Below are 24,364 nucleotides of genomic sequence, written 5' to 3'. Positions count from 1 at the left end.
CTCAGGTGGTGCCGCGGACGATCAGTTCGACGGGCAGCCGGATGTTGTTCACCGGCTGCCCGTCGACGGCTTCGACGAGCGCTCGGCACGCTGTTGCACCTATCTCACGCGCCGGCGACCGCACGGTGGTGAGCGGGACCGGCAGTTGGGCGACGATCGGGATGTCGTTGTATCCGACGAGTGCGAGGTCATCGGGAAGGGAGAGTCCGAGGTCGCGCGCAACGCCGAGGACTCCGACGGCCATGACGTCGGAGACGGCGAAGATCGCTCGTGGGCGGTCAGGGGTGTCAAGCAGGGCCCGAGCAGCGCGCACGCCGCCGTCGACGTCGAGTGTCGACGGCACCACACGATCGGGTCGCACTGCGACGCCGAGGTCGGTGAGCGCCGATTGGAAGCCGTGCACTCGGTCGAGCGCGGTGGTCGCATGTGCCGGCCCCGCGATCACTGCGACGTCGCGATGGCCGCGGTCGAGAAGATGCCGGGCGGCGAGCGCACCTCCTTCGACGTCGTCGGCCACCACAAAAGGCAGGCCGGACTGGCCGTGGCGCGTCACTGCGATCATCGGGATCGAGCCGACTGACAGTTGGTCGATGAACGGTTGCGCGGGCGCGTGGAGGCCGCCGAGGAGAAGGCCGTCAACCTGGCGTCCGACCAGAAGCTCGATCGCGCGCCGCTGTGCCTCCGGGTCGTCGGGTGGGCTCGACAGCAGCACCGAGTAGCCGGCGAGAGCCGCGGCCTCTTCGATCCCCTGGTAGGTGGTCGCGACGACGCCGTCGGTGAGCCGCGTCATCACCACACCGAGGGTGTTCGTCTTTCGTGTGCGCAGGCTCGCCGCCCACTGGTTCCGCTGGTAGCCGAGTTCTTCGGCGACCTCGCGCACTCGACGGGCCGCGTCGGACCATCCGTCGGCGGGCTCGCTCTGGCGAAGGACGCGGGACACCGTCGAGGTGTGAACGCCCGCGATCCGCGCGATCTCCTTGAGCGTCGCGACCCGTTCGTCGGCCATCGTCGACTCCCTCGTCTTGTGGTTGACCAATCGTCATCCACACCTTAGCGTGTGCTGTGCAATCGTTTGCGCAATCGTTCTCACTAGGAGTTTCGGCCATGTCCCAGTCCATCGAATCACTGTTCGCCATCGACACCCTGATCGACGACGAAGAGCGTGCGATCCGCGACACGGTCCGCAAGTTCGGCGTCGACCGACTGCGGCCGCACATCGCCGACTGGTTCGAAGACGCACGACTTCCTGCCCGTGAGCTCGCCCAGGAGCTTGGAGCACTCGGCGCACTCGGCATGCATCTCGACGGTTACGGCTGCCCGGGTGCCAGCGCGACTGCCTACGGCCTCGCGTGCCTCGAGTTGGAGGCCGTCGACTCCGGCATCCGCAGCCTGGTCTCCGTGCAGGGCTCGCTTGCGATGTTCTCCATTCACCACTGGGGCAGCGAGGAGCAGAAGCTCGAATGGCTGCCAGGCATGGCGGCAGGCGAGAAGATCGGCTGCTTCGGCCTCACCGAACCCGACTTTGGCTCCAACCCCGCCGGAATGCGCACCAACGCACGACGCGACGGCGACGACTGGATTCTGAACGGCACCAAGATGTGGATCACCAACGGATCCATCGCCGACGTCGCAGTCGTCTGGGCGCAGACCGATCTCGAGGTCGGCGCCCGCGGCATCCGAGGGTTTGTGGTTCCGACGAACACGCCGGGATTCTCCGCACCGGAGATCACCAAGAAGATGTCTCTGCGGGCGTCGGTCACATCCGAACTCGTGCTCGACGACGTTCGGCTGCCCGCGGCCGCGATGCTGCCGAAGGCCGAGGGACTCCGCGGTCCGCTGACCGCACTCGGCGAGGCCCGGTTCGGGATCATCTTCGGCGCGACCGGCGCGGCACGCGACTGCCTGGAAGTGGCGGTCGACTACGCCCAGAGCCGTGAGGTGTTCGACAAGCCGCTCGCCGGCTACCAGCTCACCCAGGCGAAGATCGCCGACATGGCCCTTGAGGTCGGCAAGGCGAACCTCCTCGCACTGCACCTCGGCCGGTTGAAGGATCGCGGAGAGATCACCCCGGCACAGGTCAGCACGGGCAAGCTCAACAACGTTCGGGAAGCCATCAAGATCGCCCGTCAGTGTCGGACCATCCTCGGCGCCAACGGCATCACCCTGGAGTACCCGGTCATCCGGCATGCGAACAACCTGGAGTCGGTCCTCACGTACGAGGGCACGTCCGAAGTGCATCAGCTCACCATCGGTCAGGCGTTGACCGGAGAGAGCGCCTTCCGGTGACTCTTGCTCCGTCGGAGTCCGCGCTCGGCGGGCTCGTCATAGCCGACTTCGGACGAGTCCTCGCCGGACCGTACGCGACGATGCTGCTCGCCGACCTCGGAGCCGAGGTGATCAAAGTGGAGCGCCCCGGCGTCGGCGACGACACCCGATCGTGGGGACCACCGTGGGTGGGCGACGAATCGTCGTACTTCTTGTCGGTCAACCGGAACAAGACATCCGTCTCCCTCGACCTCAGGGATCCCGCCGACCTCGACCGCGCCCGCGAACTCGTGGCCCGCGCCGACGTCGTCGTCGAGAACTTCCTTCCCGGGACCATGGATCGCCTCGGCCTCGGCTACGACGACGTGGCGCAGGTCAATCCGGGGGTCGTGTACTGCTCGGTGACCGGCTTCGGCGGCGAGAACAGCCTGCCGGGCTACGATCTGCTGATCCAGGCCGTCGGCGGTCTGATGAGCATCACCGGACCCGATCCGCAGACCCCGACAAAGGTGGGCGTCGCCATGGTCGACGTGATCACCGGATTGCACGCGGCCGTCGGAATTCTGGCGGCACTGCGGCATCGTGACCGGACGGGTGAGGGCCAGCGCGTCGAGGTGAACCTGCTGTCGTCGCTGCTGTCGGCGCTGGTCAATCAGTCGTCGGGGTACGCGACCGCTGGGGTTGTGCCGAGCGCGATGGGCAACAGCCATCCGAGCATCGCGCCCTATGCGGTCTTCCATGCCGCGGACCGGCCGTTTGTCCTCGCGGTCGGGAACGATCGCCAGTTCGCGGCGCTCGTCGACGCATTCGGGCGCCCCGAACTCGCTGATGATCCACGCTTCTCGACAAACGCCTCACGGGTCGCGAACCGCGGCGAGCTCTCGCGCATCGTCGACGCCGAACTCGCGAGCGACACCGCCGATCAGTGGTACAGCGTGCTGACCGAGCGCGGCGTGCCGTGCGGACCGTTGAACGACCTGGCGGACGCTTTTGCTCTCGCCGAGCGCCTCGGACTCCAGCCGGTCACGACGATCGACGACCCGGAACGACCCGACCCGAGCCGGACCGTCTCCAACCCGATCCGACTGAGCCGCACTCCACCGACCTACCGCACCGCCCCGCCCCGTCTCGGCTCCTGAGCCTCCTGCTCGGCGGGCGTACTTCCGGTCACGCCGATGCGGCCAGGATCTCTCGGGGATCGAAGGTGACGTTGACAGCCGTGATCAGTCCGTTCTCGACGTGAGTCCAGTTCGCGACGGCGGTGGCCGGCGCTCCGCCCATGCCGAGGTCGAACCAGGTGATCACGTCGGTCTTGTCGGAGATCCGCTTGCGGACGTCGAGCGAGTCGGTTCCGGCGGCCATTCCGGTCAGCCCGCGGAGGAACTCGTCGGGTCCCTGTGCGACGCCGAACACGCCGGTGAACGTGCAGTCGGGTGACAGGTGCGGCGCGAGGTCGGTGAAGTCTTTGCGCTCCCAGCAGTCGAAGTAGAGGGCGGCGATGGAAGCTGGAGTTGTTGTCATGCATCCACTCTCGCCCCGCAACCACTCAGCATTCCAACAGATAGTTCTACTAGTGGCTAGCATTGTTGGTTATGGAGCTGCATCAATTGCGATACCTCGTCGCCGTTGCCGACTCCGGTTCGTTCACCGCCGCCGCAGCGAGTCTGCACGTGAGCCAGTCGGGAGTGTCGGCGCAGGTCGCGAAACTCGAGCACGAGGTCGGACACCGACTCCTCGAGCGCGGAGGGCGAACCGTCCGGCTCACCGACGCCGGGACGCAGATCCTCCCGCACGCCCGCGCGGCACTCGATGCGGTCTCGACGATCGGCTCCGTCTCGGACGAACTGTCCGGAGTCGTCCGAGGCAACCTCCGCCTGGGCACGGTGATCGGATGCACGATCCCCGGCTACCTCGCGGGCTTCGCCGACTTCCGCCGAGCCCACCCCGGCGTGCACGTCTCCGTGATCGAGGACAACTCCGACCGACTGATCGCCGACCTCGAGAGCGGCAGGCTCGATGTCGCGCTCGTTGCGCACGCCGAGCGCCTTCCGAGGGCTGTCAGCGCTCAGACCCTGGTTCGGGAGCCGCTGGCAGCTGTGGTCCCCGCCGATCACCCTTGGGCGTCGAAGACCTCGGTGACCTGCGCAGAGCTGGCAGCAACGACTGTGCTCAGCCTCCCGGTCGGCACCGGTGTCCGGTCCGCGTTGTCGTCGACGTGCGCAGTTGAACGTGTTGACGTCGTCCCGGCCGTGGCCGCTCACTCCCCCGAGTCGATCCTGTCGCTCGTTGAACTCGGCAGCGGTGTCGGGTTGCTGACCCCATCGATGGCGAGCGGGCATCGCACACTGGCAGCGGTTCCGGTGGCGCGGTCCACCCGGTCGATGCTGTCTCTCACGATCGGCCCGGCGCCCTCCGCCGCCGCTCGGGCGATGGCCGCAGCCCTGGCCGCCCACCTGCTGCCGACTCGGTAGTCTTTCAGGGTGGATCTGCAGGATTTGAGACGGTTTCCCGACGTGGACGGGCCTGGGCTCGCCGCATCGGATGCCGCAGACCGGCTGATCCTCGACGAGGCCGCAGAGTATCTGGCAACTGCCCCGGACGGATCGATCGCCGTCATCGACGACGCCTACGGCGCGCTCGCACTGGGCTCTCGGGCCGCCGGGGTCCGAGTCCATCAGGATCTCGTCACCGGCGAACGAGCGCTCGCCGCCAACGCGGCGACCTTCGGTGTCACCGACGTGCGGTCCCTCCCGTTCGGATCGGAGGTCGTCGACGGGGCGCGGGTCGTCCTCGTTCGGCTTCCGCGGTCGCTCGACCGTCTCGCCGAGGTCGCGGCGTTGGTCGCGGCCACCGCCGACGACGAGGTCGTGGTCGTCGCAGGAGGTCGGATCAAGCACATGTCGGTCGCGATGAACGATGTGCTGCGCGAGTACTTCGACCGTGTCGACGTGAGTCACGCCCGACAGAAGTCACGTGTACTGTTCGCGCGCGGCCCCCGGCGCGGCCACGCCGAGGATCGTCTCGCCGCGTGGCCCCACACCCAGACGCACACCGATCCCGCCGTCACCGTCGCGGCGCACGGCGGGGTGTTCGCCGGCACCCGCATCGACATAGGCACACGTCTCCTCCTCGGCGTTCTCGACGCCGCTCGCCCCGACGCGGACAGCATCGTCGACCTCGCCTGCGGCACCGGCGTCATCGCGGCATCACTGGCTTCGGCCCGACCGTCGGCGTCCGTCCTCGCAACAGACAGGTCGGCGACCGCGGTTCGGTCGGCTCGCGCCACTGCTGAGTTGAACGGCGTGGGCGACCGAGTGCGCGTGGAACAGGCCGACGGGCTGGAGAACGTCGCCGACTCGTCGCAGTCGCTCGTCGTGCTGAACCCGCCGTTCCACAGCGACGCGGCGCTGTCGACGGGGATCGCGCATCATCTCTTCGCCGACGCGTCCCGTGCGCTCGCGCCCGGCGGCGAACTGTGGTGCGTCTGGAACTCGCATCTCGCCTACCGTGGTTCGCTCGGCCGGATCGTCGGGCCGACCCGCCAGATCGTGCGGAACGCCAAGTTCACCGTGACGGCGTCGACCAAGCTCTGACCCCGACGCTCTCGGCCGTGCGACAGTCGAGGGATGGACGTCACCGAACTCATCGACCGCCACCAGATCACCGCCTTGATGACCGCGTACACCAGGGCCGTCGACACCAGCAGCTGGGACGACCTCGACTGCGTGTTCTCCGCGGACGCGGTCCTCGACTACAGCGCTCCGGGCGGCCCCGTCGGACCACTCGCCGAGGCGAAAGCGTTCATTCGCAGCCTCGAAGGCTTCACTCGATGGCAGCACATGCTCGGGCAGTTCGACATCACCCTCGAGCCGGGGGCCGACACCGCTTCCGGCGTCACCTACTTCTTCAACCCGATGATCGCCACCCGAGCCGACGGCACGGAACAGTTGTGGGAGGTCGGCGGCTACTACCACTTCGACGCAGTCCGCACGTCCGACGGCTGGCGTCTCTCCAAACTCGTCGACGACATCGTCTGGACCCGCGTGCAACCCTGACTCACTCCGTCCGCCAGTTGTGTCACGTATGTGGTCACAATTGGCGGACGGGGAACGTCATCTCCCGGTCGCGATCGCCGCTACCAGCTTCGCTTCGAACCCCGGTCCAATCAAGGGTTTCAACAGCATCAGTCGGCCCTTGCTCTTCAACTCGACGACCAGGACCTCGCCGATCCAGAACATGGTCCTCAACGTCGAGACCTGCAGAATCAGCTGCCCACTCGCGTCCATTATCCGGAGCACACCCGCGTCTAGCCCGACCGCCGCCTCGCGACCTGGTTCCGCCCACCAGAACGCCTTCCTCATCCGGTAGGCCGTCACCATGAAGAAGAACAACACCATGGCGGGGATACCCAGCAGGTACAGCGGATCGTCGAACTGTATCGCGCAGAGCCCGAACACCACGGTCTGCACGGCGATCATGATCCAGAGCCCACGGTTGTGCGACAACCACAGAATCCAGGCCACGCGGCGCAGCTTCGCTCTGTCGCCCTGAACGTACGTGTACTCGTAGTCGAACTCGGGCACATAGCCCTTCGTAGTCGTTATCGCCGCATACCCGCGCGGACGCGGTCGTACGCATTCCACTCATCCGGACCGAAATACCCGCGGTAGCGAAGCTCCGCGACCCGTGACTGGTCCATCGTCGCCCCCCCCTGAACAACCCAAAGCACGCAGACCCCCTGCGCCGTTGATTTTTACCACATAGTGGTCACGATCAACGGCATGGCGGACACGAGTGGGTCAGCGCGGGAGGATTCCGTCCAGAACGATGGAGAGGTACTGGTCGGCGATCTGCTCAACGGTCTTGGCACCGCCCGGGCGGTACCAGCGGACGGCCACCCAGACGGTGTCGCGCATGAATCGGTAGACGAGATCCACGTCGAGGTCAGGGCGGAAGTCGCCCTCGGCGACGCCGCGGCGCAGGACCGAAGCCCACAGTTCACGGTTCTCGCGATTGCGATCGTTGATGTAGGAGAAGCGCTCCTGACCAGTGAGTTGACGCGCTTCGTTCTGATAGATCGCCACTGCCGTGTGTCGAGTGTCGATCGCCTCGAACGAGGCGATCACCAGCTGCCGCAAGGTCTCAGCAGCGCTCAGGCCTGCGGCGTCGATCTCGCGATACCGGGAGAACAGCGCGTCGAGGAAGTCGCGCAGCAGCTCGTCGACCATCGACTCCTTGGAGTCGAAGTGGTGATACAGACTGCCCGACAGTATCCCCGCGGTGTCGGCGATGTCGCGGACTGTCGTCGATCGCAGGCCGCGCTCGGCGAACAGTTCACCTGCGATCCCGAGCAGCTCTTCGCGTCGGGACGAACCCGACGTCGTCTTCGACGTCAACGTGGCCTCCTCGAGTGGTCACCCTCCACCCTACCAAGCGCTTGTTTGATCTCGCTCGACGACGGCGACCTCAAGCTTGCTCCATGGTGAGGACCCGTTCAAGTCGCGCGCCCGGCGGACAACGAGGGCCGCCCGCACAAGCGGACGGCCCTCGATGGGGATGCGTGAGATCAGCGCTTGGCCGACTTGCGGCTGGCGCGACCCTGGATGAAGTTCCACATCTTCATCTGGGCGTTGGTCAGGCGGGTGTCGCTCTTGGTGAACGGCGCGGAGACGAGCTCGGCGAACTTGATCGGCATCGTCGAGACGGTGACCGCACGAGCATGACTGAACGTGTCGAACCCGAACTTGCCGTGGTAGTTGCCCATGCCCGACCGGCCGACGCCGCCGAACGGCAGACCGTGCGAAAGCAGATGCAGCGCGAAGTCGTTGCCGCTGATCGACCCGCTGCGGGTGTTGTCGGCCACGCGCTTGAGGTTCTCGTTGTCGTCACCGACCCAGTACAGGGTCAGCGGGTGCCCCGCCGAGTTGATCTTGTCGATCGCCTCGGACAGGTTGCGGTACGGGTAGACGGTGAGGACGGGGCCGAACACCTCGTCCTCCTCGATCTTCATGCCGGCTTTGACACCGGTCAGGAGGGTCGGCGGGATCTTGCGTGCCTCGGCGTTCGGCAGCGACTCGCCGGCCGGGATCACCTGGTGCTTGGTGGCGCCGAGTTCGACGGCGTCGTCGATCAGGCCGGTGATGCGCGTGTAGTTCTTCTCGTTGATCGTCGAGGTGTACTGATCGTTCTTCTCGATCGTCGGGAAGTTCTTGGTCCAGCGGGCGATCACCTTCTCGGTGAACTCGCCGACCTTGCTCTCCGGCACGAACACGTAGTCCGGGCACAGACACACCTGACCGCCGTTGATCATGCGGGCGTCGGCGATGAAGTTCGCGGCCTCGGTGATGTCCTGAGTGGCGTCGACGATCACCGGGTTCTTGCCACCGAGTTCCAGGGTGACGGGGATCAGGTTCTTCGCGGCCTCCTGCGCGACCGACGCACCGACCTCGGGTGAACCGGTGAAGAACATGTGGTCGACCTTCAGCTTCGCGAAATCGGAGCCGCCGCCGTGGGCGGAGGTGACGACAGCGAGCTCTTCGATCGAGAAGTAGTCGGGGGCCACACGCGCGATGACGTCGGTCGTTTTCGCAGTGATCGACGACGGGCGCAGCAGCACGCGGTTGCCGGCGGCGAACGCCGAACCGGCGGGGACGATCGTCAGCTGCAGCGGGAAGTTCCAGGGACCCATGATGCCGACGACGCCGAGGGGATCGTGGCGCAGGCGCTGCTTGTAGCCGAGCGCTCCCTGGATCTTGGAGACGTTGGTCTCCTTCATCCACTTCTCGGCCGAACGACGCTGGTGGGTGAGGTCGATGAGGCAGCCTGCGACGTCAGTGGCGATCGACAGTTCGCGGGGACGGGTGCCGAAGTCCTCGTTGAGCGCGGCGGTGATCTCGTCGGCGTTGTCGAGGAGCATCTGACCGAGACGATTGATCCGGTCGACGCGGGTCGCAGCGTCAGGGATGCCGTCGCGCAGGAAGGCAGCCTTCTGGATCTCGAGGAGCTCGGTGAGACTGTGCGATTCCGACGAGACCTTGTCGCCGGCGCGCACCGGGGTTTCTGCAGGCTTGGTCATACGACCCTCCACTTCATGGCGAACTGCTCGATGTTGAGACGAATTCTGAATGTCATCCCATGCTACCGGCCGGGTGGCCCGAATCACAGGGCCGCCCGGCCGGTGAGCACGAGAGCGAGTCAGGCGCCGATCGCGCGGCCGAGCTGCGGCCACGACTTGTGCAGCTGGTCCTGCCAGTAGGGCCACGAGTGTGTGCCGCCGACCGGACGGTCGACCGTGGCCGGGATGCGCAACTGCTGCAGACGGGACGCCAACTGTTCGGTGCACACGCGCGTCGCGGTCTCGATCGCGCCGCCGACGACGAGCCGGTCGGCGAGAGTCCCCACCTCCGGCACCTCCCGGAGGTTGTCGTGTTCGCCGGGAAGCCCTGTCGCCGCACTCAGATAGAGCGACAGCCCACGAAGCTCTTCCGCGTGACGGATCGGGTCGTTCTTCTTCCACAGCGGGCCGCGGAGTTCGCCCCACATGTTCCGGACGTCACCTCCGCCACGGGTCTCGACGACGATCCGCATGAACAACGTCCCGTGCTCACTCGACGTGCTGGCACAGCCGCTGTACGAACCGACCGCACGGTAGAGGCCCTTGTTCGCGATCGCGAGATTGAGCACCGATGTCGCCGACGACGAGATGCCCGCGATGGCGTTCTTGCCGGTCGTCTTGTACGAGCCGTCGATGGCGGGCGGCAGTTCGTCGGCCAGGAACGTGCCCCATTTGTTGACGCCGAGCTTCTCGTCGGCCTTGATCCAGTCGGTGTAGTACGAGAAGGCGCCCTGCATCGGGATGACCACATAGACGTGCTTGTTCGCGAAGAACTTCACGATGTCGGTGTTGAGCTGCCACGTCGCCGAGTCCTCGCCTCCGCCTGCACCGTTCAGCAGGTAGAGCACCGGCGCGGGCTTCGACGTGTCCTTCGGCTTCAGGACCGTCAGCGGGATGTCACGCCCCATCGCGGCCGAGTGCACCATGATGTCGGACATCTGGGTCGTTACATCGGTCGAGGTGACGACGCTGCTCGGCGCCGCATGCGCGATGGAGGGAAGCCCGGTCAGCGTCATCGCCGCCGCGGAGGCGAGCGCGGCCGCGCGGAGGATGAGTCGCGAGCGCGTCATGGTGACTCCTTCAGAAGTTGGTGGGTGGTGGACGATCAGGAATGGGTGAGTCGTGCGGAGAGCGCCGGCGGCCGAGTCGAGGCGAGTCCGTACAGACGCGTCTCCTCGTCGAGGTGCCGCTCGGCGAACGGCGTGAGGTTCCACGCCGCGCAGTACAGGTCGCGGAGGTCCTCGCGGGCAGTCCACGCGCAGAACTGGACGCCGTCGGCGATGCACGCCTCCTCGACTACTCCGACGAGCGACCTGAGGACACCGCTGCTCCGGCGCGTTTTCGAGACGGCGGCGACCGAGATCGTGACCGCGTCCGGCTCCGGAATCGGGAGTGCGGGTTCGTTCACCCGAGCGAGCAGTCGGGTCGCGATATCGGGATGAGCCCGGAGGAATTCAAGGTCGCTGGCCGCGGACTCCATGTGGGGATCAAGCGAACCGGCCGACGGCCGATGCATCACGAGCAGCCCCGCGAGGCCGTCGCCGTCGTCGACGCCGACCACACAGCCGGCGTTGATCAAGGGCCGCAGAAAGACTCGGGCAAGGGAGTCGCACACGGATGGGTCCGCGGTGTGAGCTCCGAGAAGTGCGGCGTAGTCCGGGATCTCGGGAAGCCCTTCGGCCAGCACCGCGGCAGCCGCCACGAGATCATCGGCGACCAGCTGCCGGGCTGCAGACATCTGTGCTCCTGTGCGGGATCGTGAGCGGACGAAGGGTGCCGGGCCGCGCAGTGCGCGGCCCGACGTGCGGGCACGAGGCCCGCTGTGCCAGTCGTCAGGCGGACGGAGTCTGGCTTCCGCCGTTCTCGTTGGAACCGGCCTGGTTGAGAAGCGCGTTGAGCGTCTTCATCAGATCGTTGATGCCGGATATGTCAGGAATGTTGCCCATGATGGAGCCCTTTCGCGGGGTGAGGATTGAACAATTGAGACTCAGACTCGTGGTCGCGCACACATGACACGCGATACGTGACCAAGCTCTCGTATCGCAGTCAATCAGTTGATCAGATGAACCACTAATTGAGTTATTCAATCGTTACTGAATGGCCACTCAGTGCCATTGGGCATATGTGGCAAACCGTGAGCGCTCTCGGCCGAATCGGCCGATTCTTAAGTCGATCAGACGACAATTTCATCCCATGATCGGACTACTTGTCGGAGGCGAATCCACTAGTGGGGCACCACGACACGACTTCAGAAGCGATCGATCACACGTCGGAGACGACAACAGCCCGGGCAGTATGTGCCCGGGCTGTTGTCAAACGTCAGATCTGTGCCAGCTGAAGTCAGCCCAGTCGCTCGATGATCGTGACGTTGGCGGTTCCGCCGCCCTCACACATCGTCTGCAGTCCGTAGCGTCCACCGGTGCGCTCGAGCTCGTTGAGGAGCGTTGCGAACAGCTTCGCACCGGTCGCGCCGAGAGGGTGGCCCAGCGCGATGCCGCCGCCGTTCGGGTTGACGCGGGCCGGGTCGGCGCCCGTCTCCTTCAGCCACGCGAGAACGACCGGCGCGAACGCCTCGTTGATCTCCACGACGTCGATGTCATCGATGCTCATGCCGGTCTTCTCCAGCGCCCACTTGGTCGCCGGGATCGGCGCCGACAGCATCATCACCGGGTCGTCACCGCGGACCGACATGTGGTGGATGCGGGCACGAGGCGTGAGGCCGTACTCCTTGAGAGCCTTCTCCGACACGACCAGGGTCGCCGACGATCCGTCGCAGATCTGTGAGGCGACTGCGGCGGTCAGATCGGAGCCTTCGGCGAGAACGTTCAGGGACGCCATCTTCTCCAGCGACGTCTCACGCGGGCACTCGTCGACGACGCAGTCGCCGAGAGCGACGTACTCGTTGTCGAACCGGCCGGCCGCGATCGCGGCCTTCGCGCGCTGGTGACTCTGGAGAGACCAGGACTCCATGTCGTCACGGCTGATGTCCCACTTCTTGGCCATCATGTCGGCGCCGACGAACTGGCTGATCTCCGCATCGCCGAAGCGCTCGACCCAGCCCTTCGACTCCGCAGTGGGGGTGGTGAATCCGAGTTCCTGGCCTGCGATCATCGCCTGGCTGATCGGGATGGCACTCATGTTCTGAACACCGCCCGCGAGGACGACGTCCTGCGTCCCGCTCATCACTGCCTGGGCCGCGAAGTGGATGGCCTGCTGGCTCGAGCCGCACTGGCGGTCGACGGTGGTGCCGGGGACGCCGAGCGGCATGCCCGCGGTGAGCCATGCGGTGCGTGCGATGTTGCCGGCCTGCGGGCCGATGGTGTCGACGCAGCCGAAGATCACGTCGTCGACGATCTCCGGGTCGATGCCGGTGCGCTCGACGATCGCCGAGATCACGTGCGCGCCGAGGTCGGCGGGGTGGACGGAGGCGAGTGAACCGCCGCGCTTGCCGACCGGAGTGCGGACGGCGTCGACGATGTAGGCCTGAGGTGCGGTCATGGTGGTTGGCTCCTTGCTATGCGCGCTGGCTGGAGATCGACACGATCTCGCCGGTGAGGTAGGTGGTGTAGTCGCTGGCGAGCATCGCGATGGTGGCCGCGATCTCCCACACTTCTGCGGCGCGGCCGTACGCCTCGCGGGAGGCGAGTTCGTCGAGCAGGTCGTCGCTGGTCACCTTCGCGAGGAACGGATGACGGGCGATCGACGGTGCGACGGCGTTGATGCGGACGCCGTAGTCGGCGGCCTCGACTGCAGAACAACGGGTGAGGGCCATGACACCGGCCTTGGCAGCCGCATAGTGCGCCTGACCCCGCTGCGCGCGCCAGCCGAGGACGGACGCGTTGTTGACCAGGATGCCGCCGTGGCCGGCGTCCCGGAAGTAGCGGAGGGCGGCGCGAGTGGCGCGGAACGTGCTGGTCAACGTGATGTCGACGACCCGGTCCCACTGCTCGTCGGTCATGTCGGCGACCGGGGTCTCCCCGCCGAGTCCGGCGTTGTTGACCAGGACGTCGATGCGTCCGAGCTTCTGCGCCGAGGCGGCGATCAGATCGTCGACCTGTTCGGTGGACGACACGTCGCAGACGTGGGACGTGACTCGCTCGGCGCCGAACTCGGCGGCGAGCTTCTCGACGGTCTCGCCGAGGCGACGCTCGTGAAAGTCGGAGACCAGGACGTCGCCGCCTTCGAGGAGCACACGGCGTGCGGTCGCGAAGCCGATGCCGGTTCCCGCGGCTGCGGTGACCACGACCTTCTTGCCCTTGAGCAGGTCGTGGCCCGCGATCTCCTCGGGAGGGGTGGCGAGTGGGGAAACAGGACGGGTCATGGACGTGCCTCTCGGGGAAGGCCGAGGACGCGCTCGGCGATGATGTTCCGCTGTACTTCGTTGGAGCCGCCGTAGATCGTGTCGGCGCGGGTGAACAGGAGCAGTCGTTGCCACTCGTCGAGTTCGACGTTCTCCGGATCTGAGATGTTGTTGGCTCGCCCCTCGGTGGTGGCGGGCGGCCCGATGAGGGAGGGCGCGCCGGCGACTGCGACCGCGAGTTCGCCGAGGTCGCGGTGCCAGTTGCCCCAGAGCAGCTTGGTGACCGACGCGGCCCCGGCTTCGGAGACGATGTCGCCGGCGAGGGTGCGCCGCGCGTTGGCCTCCATCACCGAAAGGCCGACCTTGGCGCGTCGGAGGCGGGAGGCGATCTCGGGATCGGACGCCGCACCGTTGCGTTCGGCGAGGTCGATCAGGTTGTCGAGTTCGCGGTGGAAGCCCACCTGCTGGCCGAGTGTGGACACACCGCGCTCGAACTGCAGGAGGCCCATCGCGACCTTCCACCCGTCACCCGGCTCGCCGACGATGAGGTCGGAGGAGGTCTTCGCGTCGTCGAAGAACACTTCGTTGAACTCCGACGTTCCGGTGATCTGTTGGATCGGCCGGATGGTGACGCCGTCGGCGTCGAGCGGAACGAGCAGGAAGCTCAGGCCCTTGTGTCGACTCGAGCCCTTCTCGGTGCGAGCGATCACAAAGCACCATTGGGACAGGTGCGCCAGCGACGTCCAGATCTTCTGACCGTTGATCACCCACTGGTCGTCGTCGAGCACAGCGGAGGTCGCGACGCCCGCGAGGTCACTGCCCGCTCCCGGTTCGGAGTAGCCCTGCGCCCACAGCTCGGTGACGTCGACGATGTGCGGCAGGAAGCGAGCCTGCTGCTCCGGCGTGCCGTATTCGATCAATGTCGGGCCGAGAAGTTCCTCACCGAGGTGATTCACACGCGCGGGGGCGTTGGCCCGCGCATACTCCTGGTGGAAGATGATCCGCTGCTCGATGGTCGCACCGCGGCCGCCGTGTTCAACGGGCCATCCGAGGCACGTCCAACCGGACGCCGCGAGATGGCGGTCCCACTCGAGGCGTTCGGCGAAGAACTCGTGTTCACTGCCCGGTCCGCCGCGTCCGCGCAGGGACGCGAAGTCGCCCACCAGGTTGTCGGAGAGCCAATCGCGCACGGCCTGCGCGAAGACGGTTGCCGCATCAGGGGTGCGGGCCGCCCATTCGCCGAGGTCGACGGCCCGATCGGCGAGATTGATCGTCGTCATGACCGCTAGCTTAACCTACCAAGCATTTGCTAGGTTTTGTTCATGCTTCCGACTCCGCTCACCACTCCCGCAGCACTCCACCGCGCGGAACAGTCGTGGCCCGATCTTCCGGCGATCGTCGACGAACAGTGGGCCGAGCCGGTCCGACTCACCTGGAGCGAGTTCGCCGACCAGGTACGACGCTTCGCCGCGGGCCTGATCGACCTCGGCGTGCAGCACGGCGAACGCGTCGCCGTGTGGGCCCCCAACAGCCATCACTGGCCCATCGCCGCACTCGGTACTCACTACGCCGGAGCCGTGCTCGTCCCCCTGAACACGCGCTACACGATCAGCGAGGCGTCGGACATCGTCGAGCGCTCGGGCGCACGAGTCGTTGTGACGTCCGGCGTGTTCGCGGGCATCGACCGTCTCAGCGAAGTGCTCGACTCACCGATCGCGCAAGACCGCACCGTAGTCGGGATCCCTCTCGAGCAGGCCGTCGATCCGGCGACCGGCGCGGTGCCGTGGAACGACTTCATGAACGTCTCCGAGGCCGCCGCGGAGGCCACCCGCGAACGGGCGAACGCCGTCACCGGAGACGACCTGTCGGACATCCTGTTCACCTCCGGCACCACCGGCGCACCGAAGGGTGTGCTCGCCGAGCATCAGCAGACCGTTGCCGGCTCGCATGCCTGGGGCGCGAACGGTCGTCTCACCGCAACCGACCGGTACCTGATGGTGAATCCGTACTTCCACACGTTCGGCTACAAGGCGGGCATCCTGCCGTGCGTGTTGTTCGGCGCCGCGATGCTCCCGCTCGCCGTCTACTCCCCCACTGAGGCCTGCAAGCTGACGGCGGCCGAGTCGGCGACCGTGTTCCCCGGAGCCCCGACGATCTTCCAGACGATCCTCGACGACCCCGCCCGGGCCGACTACGACCTGTCGAGCCTGCGTCTGATCGTCACCGGCGCCACGATCGTCCCCGTCGTCCTGATCGAACGCCTCCAGTCCGACCTCGGCGTCGAAACCGTCGTCACCGCCTACGGCCAGACCGAGACCAGCGGCTTCATCACCACCTGCAGGCCGGACGACGACGCGGTCACCGTCGCGACCACCTGCGGCCGGGCCTTCGACGGCATGGAGATCATGCTGTCCGACGCATGCGAGATCCTGGCGCGCGGCGCGATGGTGATGCGCGGCTACCTCGACGACCCGAGGGCGACCGCCGAGACGATCGATGCCGACGGCTGGCTCCACACCGGCGACGTCGGCACCATCGACGACCGCGGCAACCTCAAGATCACCGACCGCCTCAAGGACATGTACATCTGCGGCGGCTTCAACGTGTACCCCGCCGAGGTGGAGCAGGTCCTGTCCCGCATCGACGGTGTCACCGAGGCCGCCGTCATCGGAGTCCCGGACGAACGCCTCGGCGAAGTCGGCAAGGCATTCCTGACCGTGCGCGACGGCGCAAACGTCACCGCCGAGCAGGTGACCGCTCACGCCCGCGAGCACCTCGCCAACTTCAAGGTGCCGCGGTCCGTCGAGTTCGTCGACACATTCCCCCGCAACCCTTCAGGCAAGGTCCTCAAGCGCGAACTGTCGTAGGCGGCGGATTTCTGCGGCCGTTGCACCTCCACTCAACGGGCAGTAGAATTTCCGTAATCGTTTCGACCCGCCTCACAATGTGAGGGCGGGCCGGACTTCTTTCCACTACTGTTCCGGCATGCGCGCAAAGCCCTGGTTGTCGCTTAATGCCCAGGTTGACCAACTTGAGCGTCGCGGGATGGTCATCGCAGATCGCGAGTTCGCCCATCGGTGGCTCGCAAACGTCAGCTACTACCGGCTCAGTTCCTACTGGCACCCCAACCGGCAGCGGGCCGACGACGGCCGACTATTGGACACGTTCATCCCCGGCACCAACTTTGCTGACGTTGCGAGCCTCTACGAGTTCGACAGACACCTAAAGAACCTCATGCTGAGCGCCGTCGAACGGCTCGAAGTCTCCATGCGCGCCCACGTCGCTTATGCGATCGGGCGGCACGGTCCACTCGCGTACCTCGACAGCGCCCCGTTCAACGGCCACCACTTCGACAACTACCGCGGCCGGATATCCATCTGGGTTCTGACTGAAGTTCTCGATTTCGCCGATGTATCGAAGGTGTACAAGGGCCTTCGCGTCGACGATCGCGACGAGATCGCACGCACCTTGGGAATCGTCGGAACCCGAGGTAGAGCCGGCGCCAGACCAGGTGACATACTCGCCAACCTCCTCGAGCACCTTGCAGTCGTCCGAAACATATCCGCACACCATTCCCGACTCTGGAATCGAACGATCATGCCGGTGGGCGTAGCCCGACTCCGAGAAATGGACAGCTTCCACGGAGTCGCCGGGCCGCAATGCGGTTCCATCTACGTCTCGATCTGCGCCGCCGCACACATCCTCCAACATGTGTCGCCGGGAACCACGTGGACCGACCGAGTCGCGACGATGATCACCGATCGCTTCGATCCGATACCGCTTCGGTCCAGCTCAGAGATGGGCTTCCCGTCGAACTGGCGCGACCTCCCGTTGTGGTCGTGACGGGCTCGATCGATCAGAGTCCAGCACCCTCGCGACGCAGGACGAAACGCTGCACCTTGCCGCTCGGCGTCTTCGGCAGCGACTCGACGAAGTGGACGGTCCGCGGGTACGCGTGCTTCGAGTACTCGTCGCGGACCAGATGCTTCAACTCCGTCGCGAGGTCGTCGCTCGCCGTGAAACCGGTGTTCAGGACGGCAAACGCTTCGACCACCTCGCCGCGAATGCCTTCGGGGTCGGGCCTGCCGACGACGGCGACCTCGGCGATCGACGGATGCACTGCCATCACGCTCTCCACGTCGAACGGTCCGATTCGATACCCGGCGGCGAGGATCACGTCGTCGTCGCGGGCGGTGAAGGAGAAGTACCCCTCGTCGTCGACCTTTCCGGTGTCGGCTGAGAGGTACCACGCGCGGTCCTCGGTGAACCGTTCGGCGGTCTTCTCCGGTGCGGCGTCGTAGCCGGTGTACCAGAGCAGCGGGCTGCCCTTCACGTCGAGCGCGATCTGGCCGTCGACGATGCCCGCCGCATACCCCGGCATCACCTGCCCCATCGATCCCGGCTTGAGCGGAAGCGCGACGTCGGACTGCCAGTGATTGCCGATGACCATCCCCGTCTCGGTCTGGCCGTAGTGGTCACGGACCTCCGTGCCGAGCTGAGTGAGACCGAACTCGACGATGTCCGGGGTCAGCGGCTCACCGGCCGACGAGGCACGGCGCAGGGTCACCCCTGACATGTCCGCACCCGCTCGCAGCGCCCGGTACATGGTCGGCGCGCCCGCGAAGTTGGTGACGCCGAAGGTCTTCATGACGGCGACTGTCGAATCCGGCGTGAAGCCCGCATTGAAGAGAAGACTCGTCCGGGCACCGACGAGCGGACCGAGAATCGCGTAGTAGAGGCCGTACGCCCAGCCGGGGTCGGCGGCGTTCCAGAAGACGTCGTCGGGTGCCACGTCCAACGAGTAGTGCTGATACGTCTGGAACGCGGCGAGCGCGCGCAGCGGAACCGGGACGCCCTTGGGCTTGCCGGTGGTGCCGCTCGTGTAGAGCTGGACGAGTGTTCCGTCGCCACCGATCACGGCGTCGTCGGAGAACGGCTCCGCACCGACCGACTCAGCAGCCAGATCGTCGACGTCGAGCACCGTGACGGCGTCGATCGGATCGACCTTGTCTCGCTGCGACGCATCGGTGATGACGACCTTCGCAGACGCCCCCTCCACCCGGAGCAGGATCGCACCGGTCGCGAAGGCCGTGAAGAGCGGTACATGGACGGCACCGATCCGCCACAGCGCCATCAGCGCGACGATCAGCTCGCGCCGTTTGCCGAGGAGAACCGGGACCCGATCACCCCGCTCGACACCTTTGGCGACCAGAACCGTCGCCATCGCACGCGACTCGTCGGCCAACTCGCCGTGGGTGAACGGCGTCGACGTCAGGTCGGGTTCGACCAGCGTGAACGCGACGGCGTCGCGGTCGTATCGATCGCACAGCAGGTACGCGGCGCTCGCGTTCGGCGCACTGTACTCGTCGAGCCACTGATGCACCTGCCGCTCCGCCGCCTGGCGTCCATCGGTCATGTCTTGCACTCCATCGTCGTCGTGTGGTCACGGATGGAACAATGATCTGTGTGACCCCCGCCACCGACAACCCTCCGAAGAGGGGTACGCCATCGGACGAGCTGGCTCGTCGATTGCGCATGCCGCTGGAACGACTGCGGCTCCGCACCGGTGCCGGGCTGGCGTTCGCGGGCCGAGTGCTGCCGGGGACCGCCGATCACATCGAGCTGTTCGCGTTCGACGGCGATGTCGTCGGACCGTTGCGCGGCGCCAATCTCTATCCCGGACACGGGCTCGGCGGTCGAGTGATCGGCCGCAGGCGGGCGGCCGCAGTGCACGATTACGTCCGGTCGCCGCTCATCACGCACACGTACGACGAGATCATCCGCGCCGAGAATCTGCGGGCGATGGTCGCAGCGCCGATCATCGTCGGACGCAAGCACATCGGCGTTCTCTACGCCGCTCGGCGCAATCCGCACGATCAACTCGGCGTCTCGTTGGACGCCGTCGCCGACGAGGCCCGCGGAGTGGAGCAGCAGCTCGCAGTGGCCGACGTGCTCGCCACTCTCCGCACAGACGACGAGGAGCGCGACCTCGCCGCATGGCGCGCACAGATCCAGGACTCACATGCTCGCCTGCGCGCCCTCGCCGACACCACGTCCGACGCTGCGCTCCGCGATCAGATGCTCGACATCGCGGACGGCCTCGCCCACGACTCCCCGTTCGACGAACCGTCCGTCCACCTGACCGCACGCGAACAAGACGTGCTCGGCCTGCTCGCCGCAGGTCTGCCGAACGCGACGATCGCCGACCGCCTGGGCATCGGCGTGTACACGGTGAAAGACCACGTCAAGCGGCTGCTGGTGAAACTCGACGCGTCGACTCGCTTCGAAGCCGTCGTCAACGCGCGCCGAGTCCGCCTGATCCCCTGACCGGGCCGACCGCTCAGCCCTGTCATTCGTTTGGACTACACGTCACTAACGGTCCCCGCCCGGGCGCTCGACATACCGAGTAGCGGTCGAGCACACCCGACAACGCAGCGCACACCGCGGCCTGACCGCTACCGCTCGCCTGCGAGAGGACGTGAACATCATGCGCAATCGAACTCGAGTCGTCGCCGGAACGATCGTGGCGGCAGGACTGGCCGGCGCGAGCCTGACAGCCGTCGGCGACGCGGCCGCCGACGGCTTTCCCGGCGGCCCGTACTGCCGCGGGCCGGCGAAGGTCATGGCCGAATCGGCACTGTCGCAGGTCGTGATCTGCCCCGTGCAGGGACCGACCGGCTGGGGGTACAGCGGCAAGGCCAAGACGACTGGCAACTGGATCGACGTGAACGGCGCCACGCAGGACCAGTTCGGCAGGTTCCACGCCTACAACAACGGCTACACGTATCACGTCCACCGCGAGTATCTGCACATCACAGCGCCGGACGGCACCACCGTCTCGTACGAGCCGTGGACGTACTACGTCCAGCGCTGAGCCTTGGTGCTCCCGAGATCGGTCGAGATCATCAGGGTCCGACGGCACTGTGCCATCGAACTTCGATGATCCGACCGATCTCAGGGCGACATTCGAACTATCGTCGACGGATGACTGAGATCACCGACCTCATCGCCCTCTTCGACGACGAATCCACCAACTTCCGCATCGCCGTCGACGGCGTGACCGAAGAGCAGGCACGCGCCACGCCGACCGTGTCCGCCTTGAGCATCGGTGGGCTTCTCAAGCACGTCACCCTGACACATGAGGGTTGGTGGAAGACGATCACCGACGCCGACCCGAACGCCGAGTTCGACATGGCCGGGGCCGCCCACGCCTATGAACTCACCGACGACGAGACCTTCGCCGGATGGGCCGAGAAGTACGACGCACAGTACGCGAGCACCGTCGCCGCACTGAAGGCGACGTCGGACCTCGATGCGTTGATCCCGCTCCCCACCGCACCCTGGGCGCCAGAGCGGGAGTACCGGTCGGTGCGGTGGATCGTCCTGCACATGCTGCGCGAACTGGCCCATCACGCAGGGCATGCGGACATCATCCGCGAGACCCTCGACGGCCAGAGCACCACGATGACCCACGCCCGCAACGCGGGCATGGACGTGTGAGGAGCCGCCTGCGACCTACTGAACCGGCTTGACCAGCGGGAAGAGGATCGTCTCGCGGATGCCGAGTCCGGTGATCGCCATCAGGAGGCGGTCGATGCCCATGCCCGTTCCTGCGGTCGGGGGCATCGCGTACTCCATCGCGGCAAGGAACTCCTCGTCGAGGACCATCGCCTCGTCGTCGCCTGCGGCGGCGAGGCGCGCCTGGTCGACGAAGCGCTCACGCTGGATCACCGGGTCGACGAGTTCGGAGTAGCCGGTCGCCAGCTCGAAGCCGCGGACGTAGAGGTCCCACTTCTCGACGACGCCCGGGATGCTGCGGTGCGCGCGGACCAACGGCGAGGTCTCGACCGGGAAGTCACGGACGAACACCGGCTCGTCGAGCTTGCTGCCGACCATGTGCTCCCACAGTTCTTCGACGAGCTTGCCGTGGCCGTAGCCCTTGTCCTTGGGGACGTCGAGGCCGACTTCAGCGGCGATCGCCAGCAACTCGTCGACGGTGGTCTCGAGCGGCACGATCTCGCGGCCGAGCGCCTCCGACAGCGACGGGTACATGGAGACCGATTTCCATTCGCCGGACAGGTCGTAGGTGCTGCCGTCCGGCATCGTCGGGGTGAGCGTTCCCGCCGCCGCCAATGCCACCGCTTGGACGAGTTCACGCGTGGTCACGGCCGCGTCGTCGTACGTCCCGTACGCCTGGTAGGTCTCGAGCATCGCGAACTCCGGCGAGTGCGTCGAGTCGGCGCCCTCGTTCCGGAAGTTGCGGTTCACCTCGAAGACTCGTTCGAGGCCGCCGACGACGGCGCGCTTGAGGAACAGCTCCGGAGCGATCCGCAGGAACAGGTCCATGTCGAAGGCGTTCGAATGCGTCACGAAGGGGCGCGCGGCGGCGCCGCCGTGCAGCGTCTGCAGCATCGGCGTCTCGATCTCGAGGAAGTCGCGTTCGGTGAGGAAGCGACGCAGCTCGGCCATCGCCTTCACGCGGGTGCGGGCGATCTCGCGAGCGTCGGGGTTGACGATGAGGTCGACGTACCGCTGACGAACGCGCGACTCCTCGTTCATCTCCTTGTGGGCCACGGGCAGGGGCCGCAGCGACTTCGACGCCATCTGCCAGGCGTCGGCCATCACCGACAGTTCACCGGTGCGGGAGGAGATGATCTCGCCGTGCACGTAGACGATGTCGCCGAGGTCGACGTCGGACTTCCAGCTCGCGAGCGAATCCTCGCCGACCTTGGCCTGGCTGAGCATGGCCTGCAGCTGCGTGCCGTCACCCTCTTGGAGGGTCGCGAAGCAGAGCTTGCCCTTGTTGCGGATGAAGATCACGCGCCCGGCGACTCCGGCGATCACCCCGGTCTCGGCTCCCGCTTCGAGGTGGGAGTACTCGTCACGGACTGCGCGCAGCGTGTGGGTGCGAGCGATTTCGACGGGGTACGCCTCGCGTCCTTCGGCCAGAATCCGTTCGCGCTTCTCGCGGCGGATCCGCAGCTGCTCGGGGGTCTGGTCGTCGTCGCGGGTCGTCTCGTCGTTCTGGTGCTCGCTCACGCCTCTAGGTTAAGTGTCCGGCCAGCGCAGACACCAATCGAGACGGCCAGGTCAGCGCGGGTCGTACAGACCGAGCGCGTCGGAGCCGATCGAGCCGGTCACGCCGCGGCTGCGCAACGCCCGATGACCTCCCACGACGAACCGCGCACCACGCACACCGCGCGCCTGCAGGTGCCAGGCGAGCCACTCGGCGTCGTAGCCGTCCTCGGAGACGAGGATCCACTCGGCGTCGACAGTGGCCGCGCGGAGCGCGACGGGGGAATCTGGGCCCAGGAGATCAAGCGCCTGATCGGAGGCGACGGCGACCGCTCCGAGCAGTGCGCCGTGCGCACGGTGCTGGGCGGCGTCACGCAGGTCGACGGCGACGGCGCCTGCGGCAAGCGCGGCACGGAAATCGTTCGCCTGCACAGAGAGGGGAACGGAGACGAACGGAGCAGAGACGGGTGCGGTGAGCGCAGTGGTCATGAGGGATTCCTCGAATGGTGATCGAACGTGCAGGGAGGCTGAAGAACAGGGCCGTCCTCGCTCAAAGGCGGGACGTCAGCCCTGACAACACTCCTGACAGCTCTTGATCACGTCGACCACTCTGCCACACCGGCACGCGAGGCGGCCAGAGTTTTGTGCAGGCCCGCGCGAAATCCGGCGAGCGAACGTCGGCGGCGATTCTTGGTACAGGGCCAAGAATCGCCGCCGACGTTCAATTGCAGCTAGGGCGTGTCTGATAATTCCTTCGACCAGGCGATCACGCCGTTGAGAACAACCGCTGCTCGGTAGTTCAGGGCGTGTTTGTCGTAACGGGTGGCGAGTCCGCGCCACTGCTTGGTATGGCAGAACCGGCGTTCGATGATGCTCCGGTTCTTGTAGTCGCAGGCATCGAGCGAGACCGGCCTGCCGCCGCGTGAACCACGCCGCTTGCGGTGTCCCTTCTGGTCGTCGGGTTCGGGGATGACCGCCTTGATCCCTCGTGATCGCAGGTGAGTGCGGATCGCCCGTGAGGAATAAGCCTTGTCCCCGCGCACCCGGTCGGGGCGGGTACGCGGCCGGCCTCGCATCCGGCCAACGCGCAGCAGGTTCATCAGCGGCAGGAACATTGGCGAGTCACCGGCTTGGCCGGGCGTAAGCAGTGTGACCAGCGGTAGCCCGTTACCGTCGACGAGCTGGTGGACCTTCGTAGAGAGGCCGCCGCGGGAGCGGCCCACTGCGTGGTCAGGCGGCTCGATCGCAGGATTGTTGTAATTCGATCCAGCCCCCTGTGAGGCGCTTGGTGTTCGTGGCGTGCTGGTGCGCGCGGGCGATCGTCGAATCCACCGACAGTGACCAATCCACCAGTCCCGCAGAGTCGGCAGCTGCAGTCAGCTTCGCGTGCACCAGATCCCACGTTCCAGCTTTTGCCATGCGGTGATGCCACGTCCACACCGTCTGCCACGGCCCGAACGACTCTGGCAGGTCCCGCCATGCGATCCCACACCGATACCGGTAGATGATCGCCTCGACCATCGTCCGGGCATCGGAGAACGGACGCCCCTGCCGCCCCGTCGGCCGCGGCAACATGTCCTCGATCAACGACCACTGAGCATCCGAGAGCACCTGAAACCGCGACATGAAATCAGACTCGCAGAGCCGGACCCCAATGTTTGTCAGACACG

At 66.4% G+C, this 24,364-nt stretch carries 25 protein-coding genes; 10 read left to right on the top strand and 15 right to left on the bottom strand.

Annotated features, from left to right (window positions below):
- Window position 1 precedes the first annotated feature (1 nt).
- Entirely contained in the window at window positions 2-1,006 is a 1,005-nt protein-coding gene (locus GM1_RS05935; RefSeq protein ID WP_008377359.1) for a LacI family DNA-binding transcriptional regulator, read from the bottom strand.
- Window positions 1,007-1,104: 98 nt separating this feature from the next.
- Here GM1_RS05935 and GM1_RS05930 point away from each other — a divergent pair, with 98 nt between their 5' ends.
- Entirely contained in the window at window positions 1,105-2,286 is a 1,182-nt protein-coding gene (locus GM1_RS05930; RefSeq protein ID WP_008377358.1) for an acyl-CoA dehydrogenase family protein, read from the top strand.
- A complete protein-coding gene (locus tag GM1_RS05925) occupies window positions 2,283-3,404 on the top strand; it encodes a CaiB/BaiF CoA transferase family protein (RefSeq protein ID WP_008377357.1) in 1,122 nt (373 codons plus the stop codon). Before GM1_RS05930 ends, GM1_RS05925 begins: the two co-directional genes overlap by 4 nt.
- A gap of 28 nt (window positions 3,405-3,432) precedes the next feature.
- Here GM1_RS05925 and GM1_RS05920 read toward each other — a convergent pair whose 3' ends face one another.
- Window positions 3,433-3,786: a nuclear transport factor 2 family protein gene (locus GM1_RS05920; RefSeq protein ID WP_008377355.1), complete on the bottom strand. Its 354-nt coding sequence runs from the start codon at window positions 3,784-3,786 to the stop codon at window positions 3,433-3,435.
- Window positions 3,787-3,857: 71 nt separating this feature from the next.
- Between GM1_RS05920 and GM1_RS05915 the strand changes: the two genes are divergently transcribed.
- Genes GM1_RS05915 through GM1_RS05905 form a run of 3 tightly spaced genes read left to right on the top strand, consistent with a single transcriptional unit; the run spans window position 3,858 to window position 6,320 of the window.
- The gene (locus GM1_RS05915) at window positions 3,858-4,736 is read left to right on the top strand and encodes a LysR family transcriptional regulator (protein ID WP_008377353.1); all 879 of its coding nucleotides are present in this window, start codon (window positions 3,858-3,860) and stop codon (window positions 4,734-4,736) included.
- 9 nt (window positions 4,737-4,745) lie between these two features.
- Window positions 4,746-5,858, top strand: a complete 1,113-nt coding sequence (locus GM1_RS05910; RefSeq protein WP_008377351.1) for a class I SAM-dependent methyltransferase — start codon at window positions 4,746-4,748, stop codon at window positions 5,856-5,858.
- 33 nt (window positions 5,859-5,891) lie between these two features.
- Complete coding sequence (locus GM1_RS05905) at window positions 5,892-6,320, top strand: nuclear transport factor 2 family protein (protein ID WP_008377349.1); 429 nt, start codon at window positions 5,892-5,894, stop codon at window positions 6,318-6,320.
- A gap of 57 nt (window positions 6,321-6,377) precedes the next feature.
- On the opposite strand, the gene GM1_RS05900 is transcribed toward GM1_RS05905, so the two are convergent.
- The 8 genes from GM1_RS05900 to GM1_RS05865 all read right to left on the bottom strand — a co-directional run bounded on the left by GM1_RS05900 (window position 6,378) and on the right by GM1_RS05865 (window position 14,959).
- Window positions 6,378-6,743 (bottom strand): hypothetical protein, encoded by a 366-nt coding sequence (locus GM1_RS05900; RefSeq protein ID WP_157435847.1) that lies wholly within the window; start codon window positions 6,741-6,743, stop codon window positions 6,378-6,380.
- Between the two features lie 321 nt (window positions 6,744-7,064).
- Window positions 7,065-7,661, bottom strand: a complete 597-nt coding sequence (locus GM1_RS05895) for a TetR/AcrR family transcriptional regulator (RefSeq protein WP_008377346.1) — start codon at window positions 7,659-7,661, stop codon at window positions 7,065-7,067.
- Window positions 7,662-7,831: 170 nt separating this feature from the next.
- On the bottom strand, window positions 7,832-9,340 hold the full coding sequence (locus tag GM1_RS05890; RefSeq protein ID WP_008377344.1) for an aldehyde dehydrogenase family protein: 1,509 nt from the start codon (window positions 9,338-9,340) through the stop codon (window positions 7,832-7,834).
- Between the two features lie 119 nt (window positions 9,341-9,459).
- Window positions 9,460-10,449 carry an alpha/beta hydrolase gene (locus GM1_RS05885; RefSeq protein WP_008377343.1) on the bottom strand — a complete coding sequence of 330 codons (990 nt, stop codon included), beginning with the start codon at window positions 10,447-10,449 and terminating at the stop codon, window positions 9,460-9,462.
- A gap of 35 nt (window positions 10,450-10,484) precedes the next feature.
- Window positions 10,485-11,117, bottom strand: coding sequence for a hypothetical protein (locus tag GM1_RS21525; protein ID WP_008377342.1), 633 nt, complete (start codon window positions 11,115-11,117; stop codon window positions 10,485-10,487).
- Window positions 11,118-11,719: 602 nt separating this feature from the next.
- Window positions 11,720-12,877, bottom strand: a complete 1,158-nt coding sequence (locus GM1_RS05875) for an acetyl-CoA C-acetyltransferase (protein ID WP_008377337.1) — start codon at window positions 12,875-12,877, stop codon at window positions 11,720-11,722.
- A gap of 16 nt (window positions 12,878-12,893) precedes the next feature.
- Window positions 12,894-13,700, bottom strand: a complete 807-nt coding sequence (locus GM1_RS05870) for an SDR family oxidoreductase (RefSeq protein WP_008377335.1) — start codon at window positions 13,698-13,700, stop codon at window positions 12,894-12,896.
- The gene (locus GM1_RS05865; RefSeq protein WP_008377333.1) at window positions 13,697-14,959 is read right to left on the bottom strand and encodes an acyl-CoA dehydrogenase family protein; all 1,263 of its coding nucleotides are present in this window, start codon (window positions 14,957-14,959) and stop codon (window positions 13,697-13,699) included. Before GM1_RS05865 ends, GM1_RS05870 begins: the two co-directional genes overlap by 4 nt.
- A 42-nt stretch (window positions 14,960-15,001) precedes the next feature.
- On the opposite strand from GM1_RS05865, the gene GM1_RS05860 reads away from it, so the two are divergent.
- On the top strand, window positions 15,002-16,546 hold the full coding sequence (locus GM1_RS05860) for a FadD3 family acyl-CoA ligase (RefSeq protein ID WP_008377331.1): 1,545 nt from the start codon (window positions 15,002-15,004) through the stop codon (window positions 16,544-16,546).
- A gap of 178 nt (window positions 16,547-16,724) precedes the next feature.
- Window positions 16,725-17,522 carry an Abi family protein gene (locus tag GM1_RS05855; RefSeq protein ID WP_008377330.1) on the top strand — a complete coding sequence of 266 codons (798 nt, stop codon included), beginning with the start codon at window positions 16,725-16,727 and terminating at the stop codon, window positions 17,520-17,522.
- A 13-nt stretch (window positions 17,523-17,535) separates the two neighbouring features.
- On the opposite strand, the gene GM1_RS05850 is transcribed toward GM1_RS05855, so the two are convergent.
- Window positions 17,536-19,095, bottom strand: a complete 1,560-nt coding sequence (locus GM1_RS05850; RefSeq protein WP_008377329.1) for an AMP-binding protein — start codon at window positions 19,093-19,095, stop codon at window positions 17,536-17,538.
- Window positions 19,096-19,136: 41 nt separating this feature from the next.
- Here GM1_RS05850 and GM1_RS05845 point away from each other — a divergent pair, with 41 nt between their 5' ends.
- The 3 genes from GM1_RS05845 to GM1_RS05835 all read left to right on the top strand — a co-directional run bounded on the left by GM1_RS05845 (window position 19,137) and on the right by GM1_RS05835 (window position 21,179).
- Window positions 19,137-20,006 (top strand): LuxR C-terminal-related transcriptional regulator, encoded by an 870-nt coding sequence (locus GM1_RS05845; RefSeq protein WP_008377327.1) that lies wholly within the window; start codon window positions 19,137-19,139, stop codon window positions 20,004-20,006.
- Window positions 20,007-20,166: 160 nt separating this feature from the next.
- A complete protein-coding gene (locus tag GM1_RS05840) occupies window positions 20,167-20,553 on the top strand; it encodes a hypothetical protein (protein ID WP_008377325.1) in 387 nt (128 codons plus the stop codon).
- Window positions 20,554-20,663: 110 nt separating this feature from the next.
- The gene (locus GM1_RS05835) at window positions 20,664-21,179 is read left to right on the top strand and encodes a DinB family protein (protein ID WP_008377323.1); all 516 of its coding nucleotides are present in this window, start codon (window positions 20,664-20,666) and stop codon (window positions 21,177-21,179) included.
- Between the two features lie 15 nt (window positions 21,180-21,194).
- On the opposite strand, the gene lysS is transcribed toward GM1_RS05835, so the two are convergent.
- From lysS to GM1_RS23110, 4 genes are all read right to left on the bottom strand, one after another.
- Complete coding sequence (lysS, locus tag GM1_RS05830; protein WP_008377321.1) at window positions 21,195-22,718, bottom strand: lysine--tRNA ligase; 1,524 nt, start codon at window positions 22,716-22,718, stop codon at window positions 21,195-21,197.
- Window positions 22,719-22,769: 51 nt separating this feature from the next.
- Complete coding sequence (locus GM1_RS05825) at window positions 22,770-23,183, bottom strand: hypothetical protein (protein WP_008377319.1); 414 nt, start codon at window positions 23,181-23,183, stop codon at window positions 22,770-22,772.
- A gap of 242 nt (window positions 23,184-23,425) precedes the next feature.
- Window positions 23,426-23,917 (bottom strand): IS5 family transposase, encoded by a 492-nt coding sequence (locus GM1_RS23115; protein ID WP_008377317.1) that lies wholly within the window; start codon window positions 23,915-23,917, stop codon window positions 23,426-23,428.
- 7 nt (window positions 23,918-23,924) lie between these two features.
- Window positions 23,925-24,320 (bottom strand): IS5 family transposase, encoded by a 396-nt coding sequence (locus GM1_RS23110; RefSeq protein WP_008377315.1) that lies wholly within the window; start codon window positions 24,318-24,320, stop codon window positions 23,925-23,927.
- Window positions 24,321-24,364 lie beyond the last annotated feature (44 nt).

The sequence above is a fragment of the Gordonia malaquae NBRC 108250 genome (assembly GCF_000344135.1).
Taxonomy (GTDB): Bacteria; Actinomycetota; Actinomycetes; order Mycobacteriales; family Mycobacteriaceae; genus Gordonia; species Gordonia malaquae.
The sequence above is the reverse complement of the archived record's forward strand: the minus strand, read 5'-3'. Positions and strand labels throughout refer to the sequence as shown.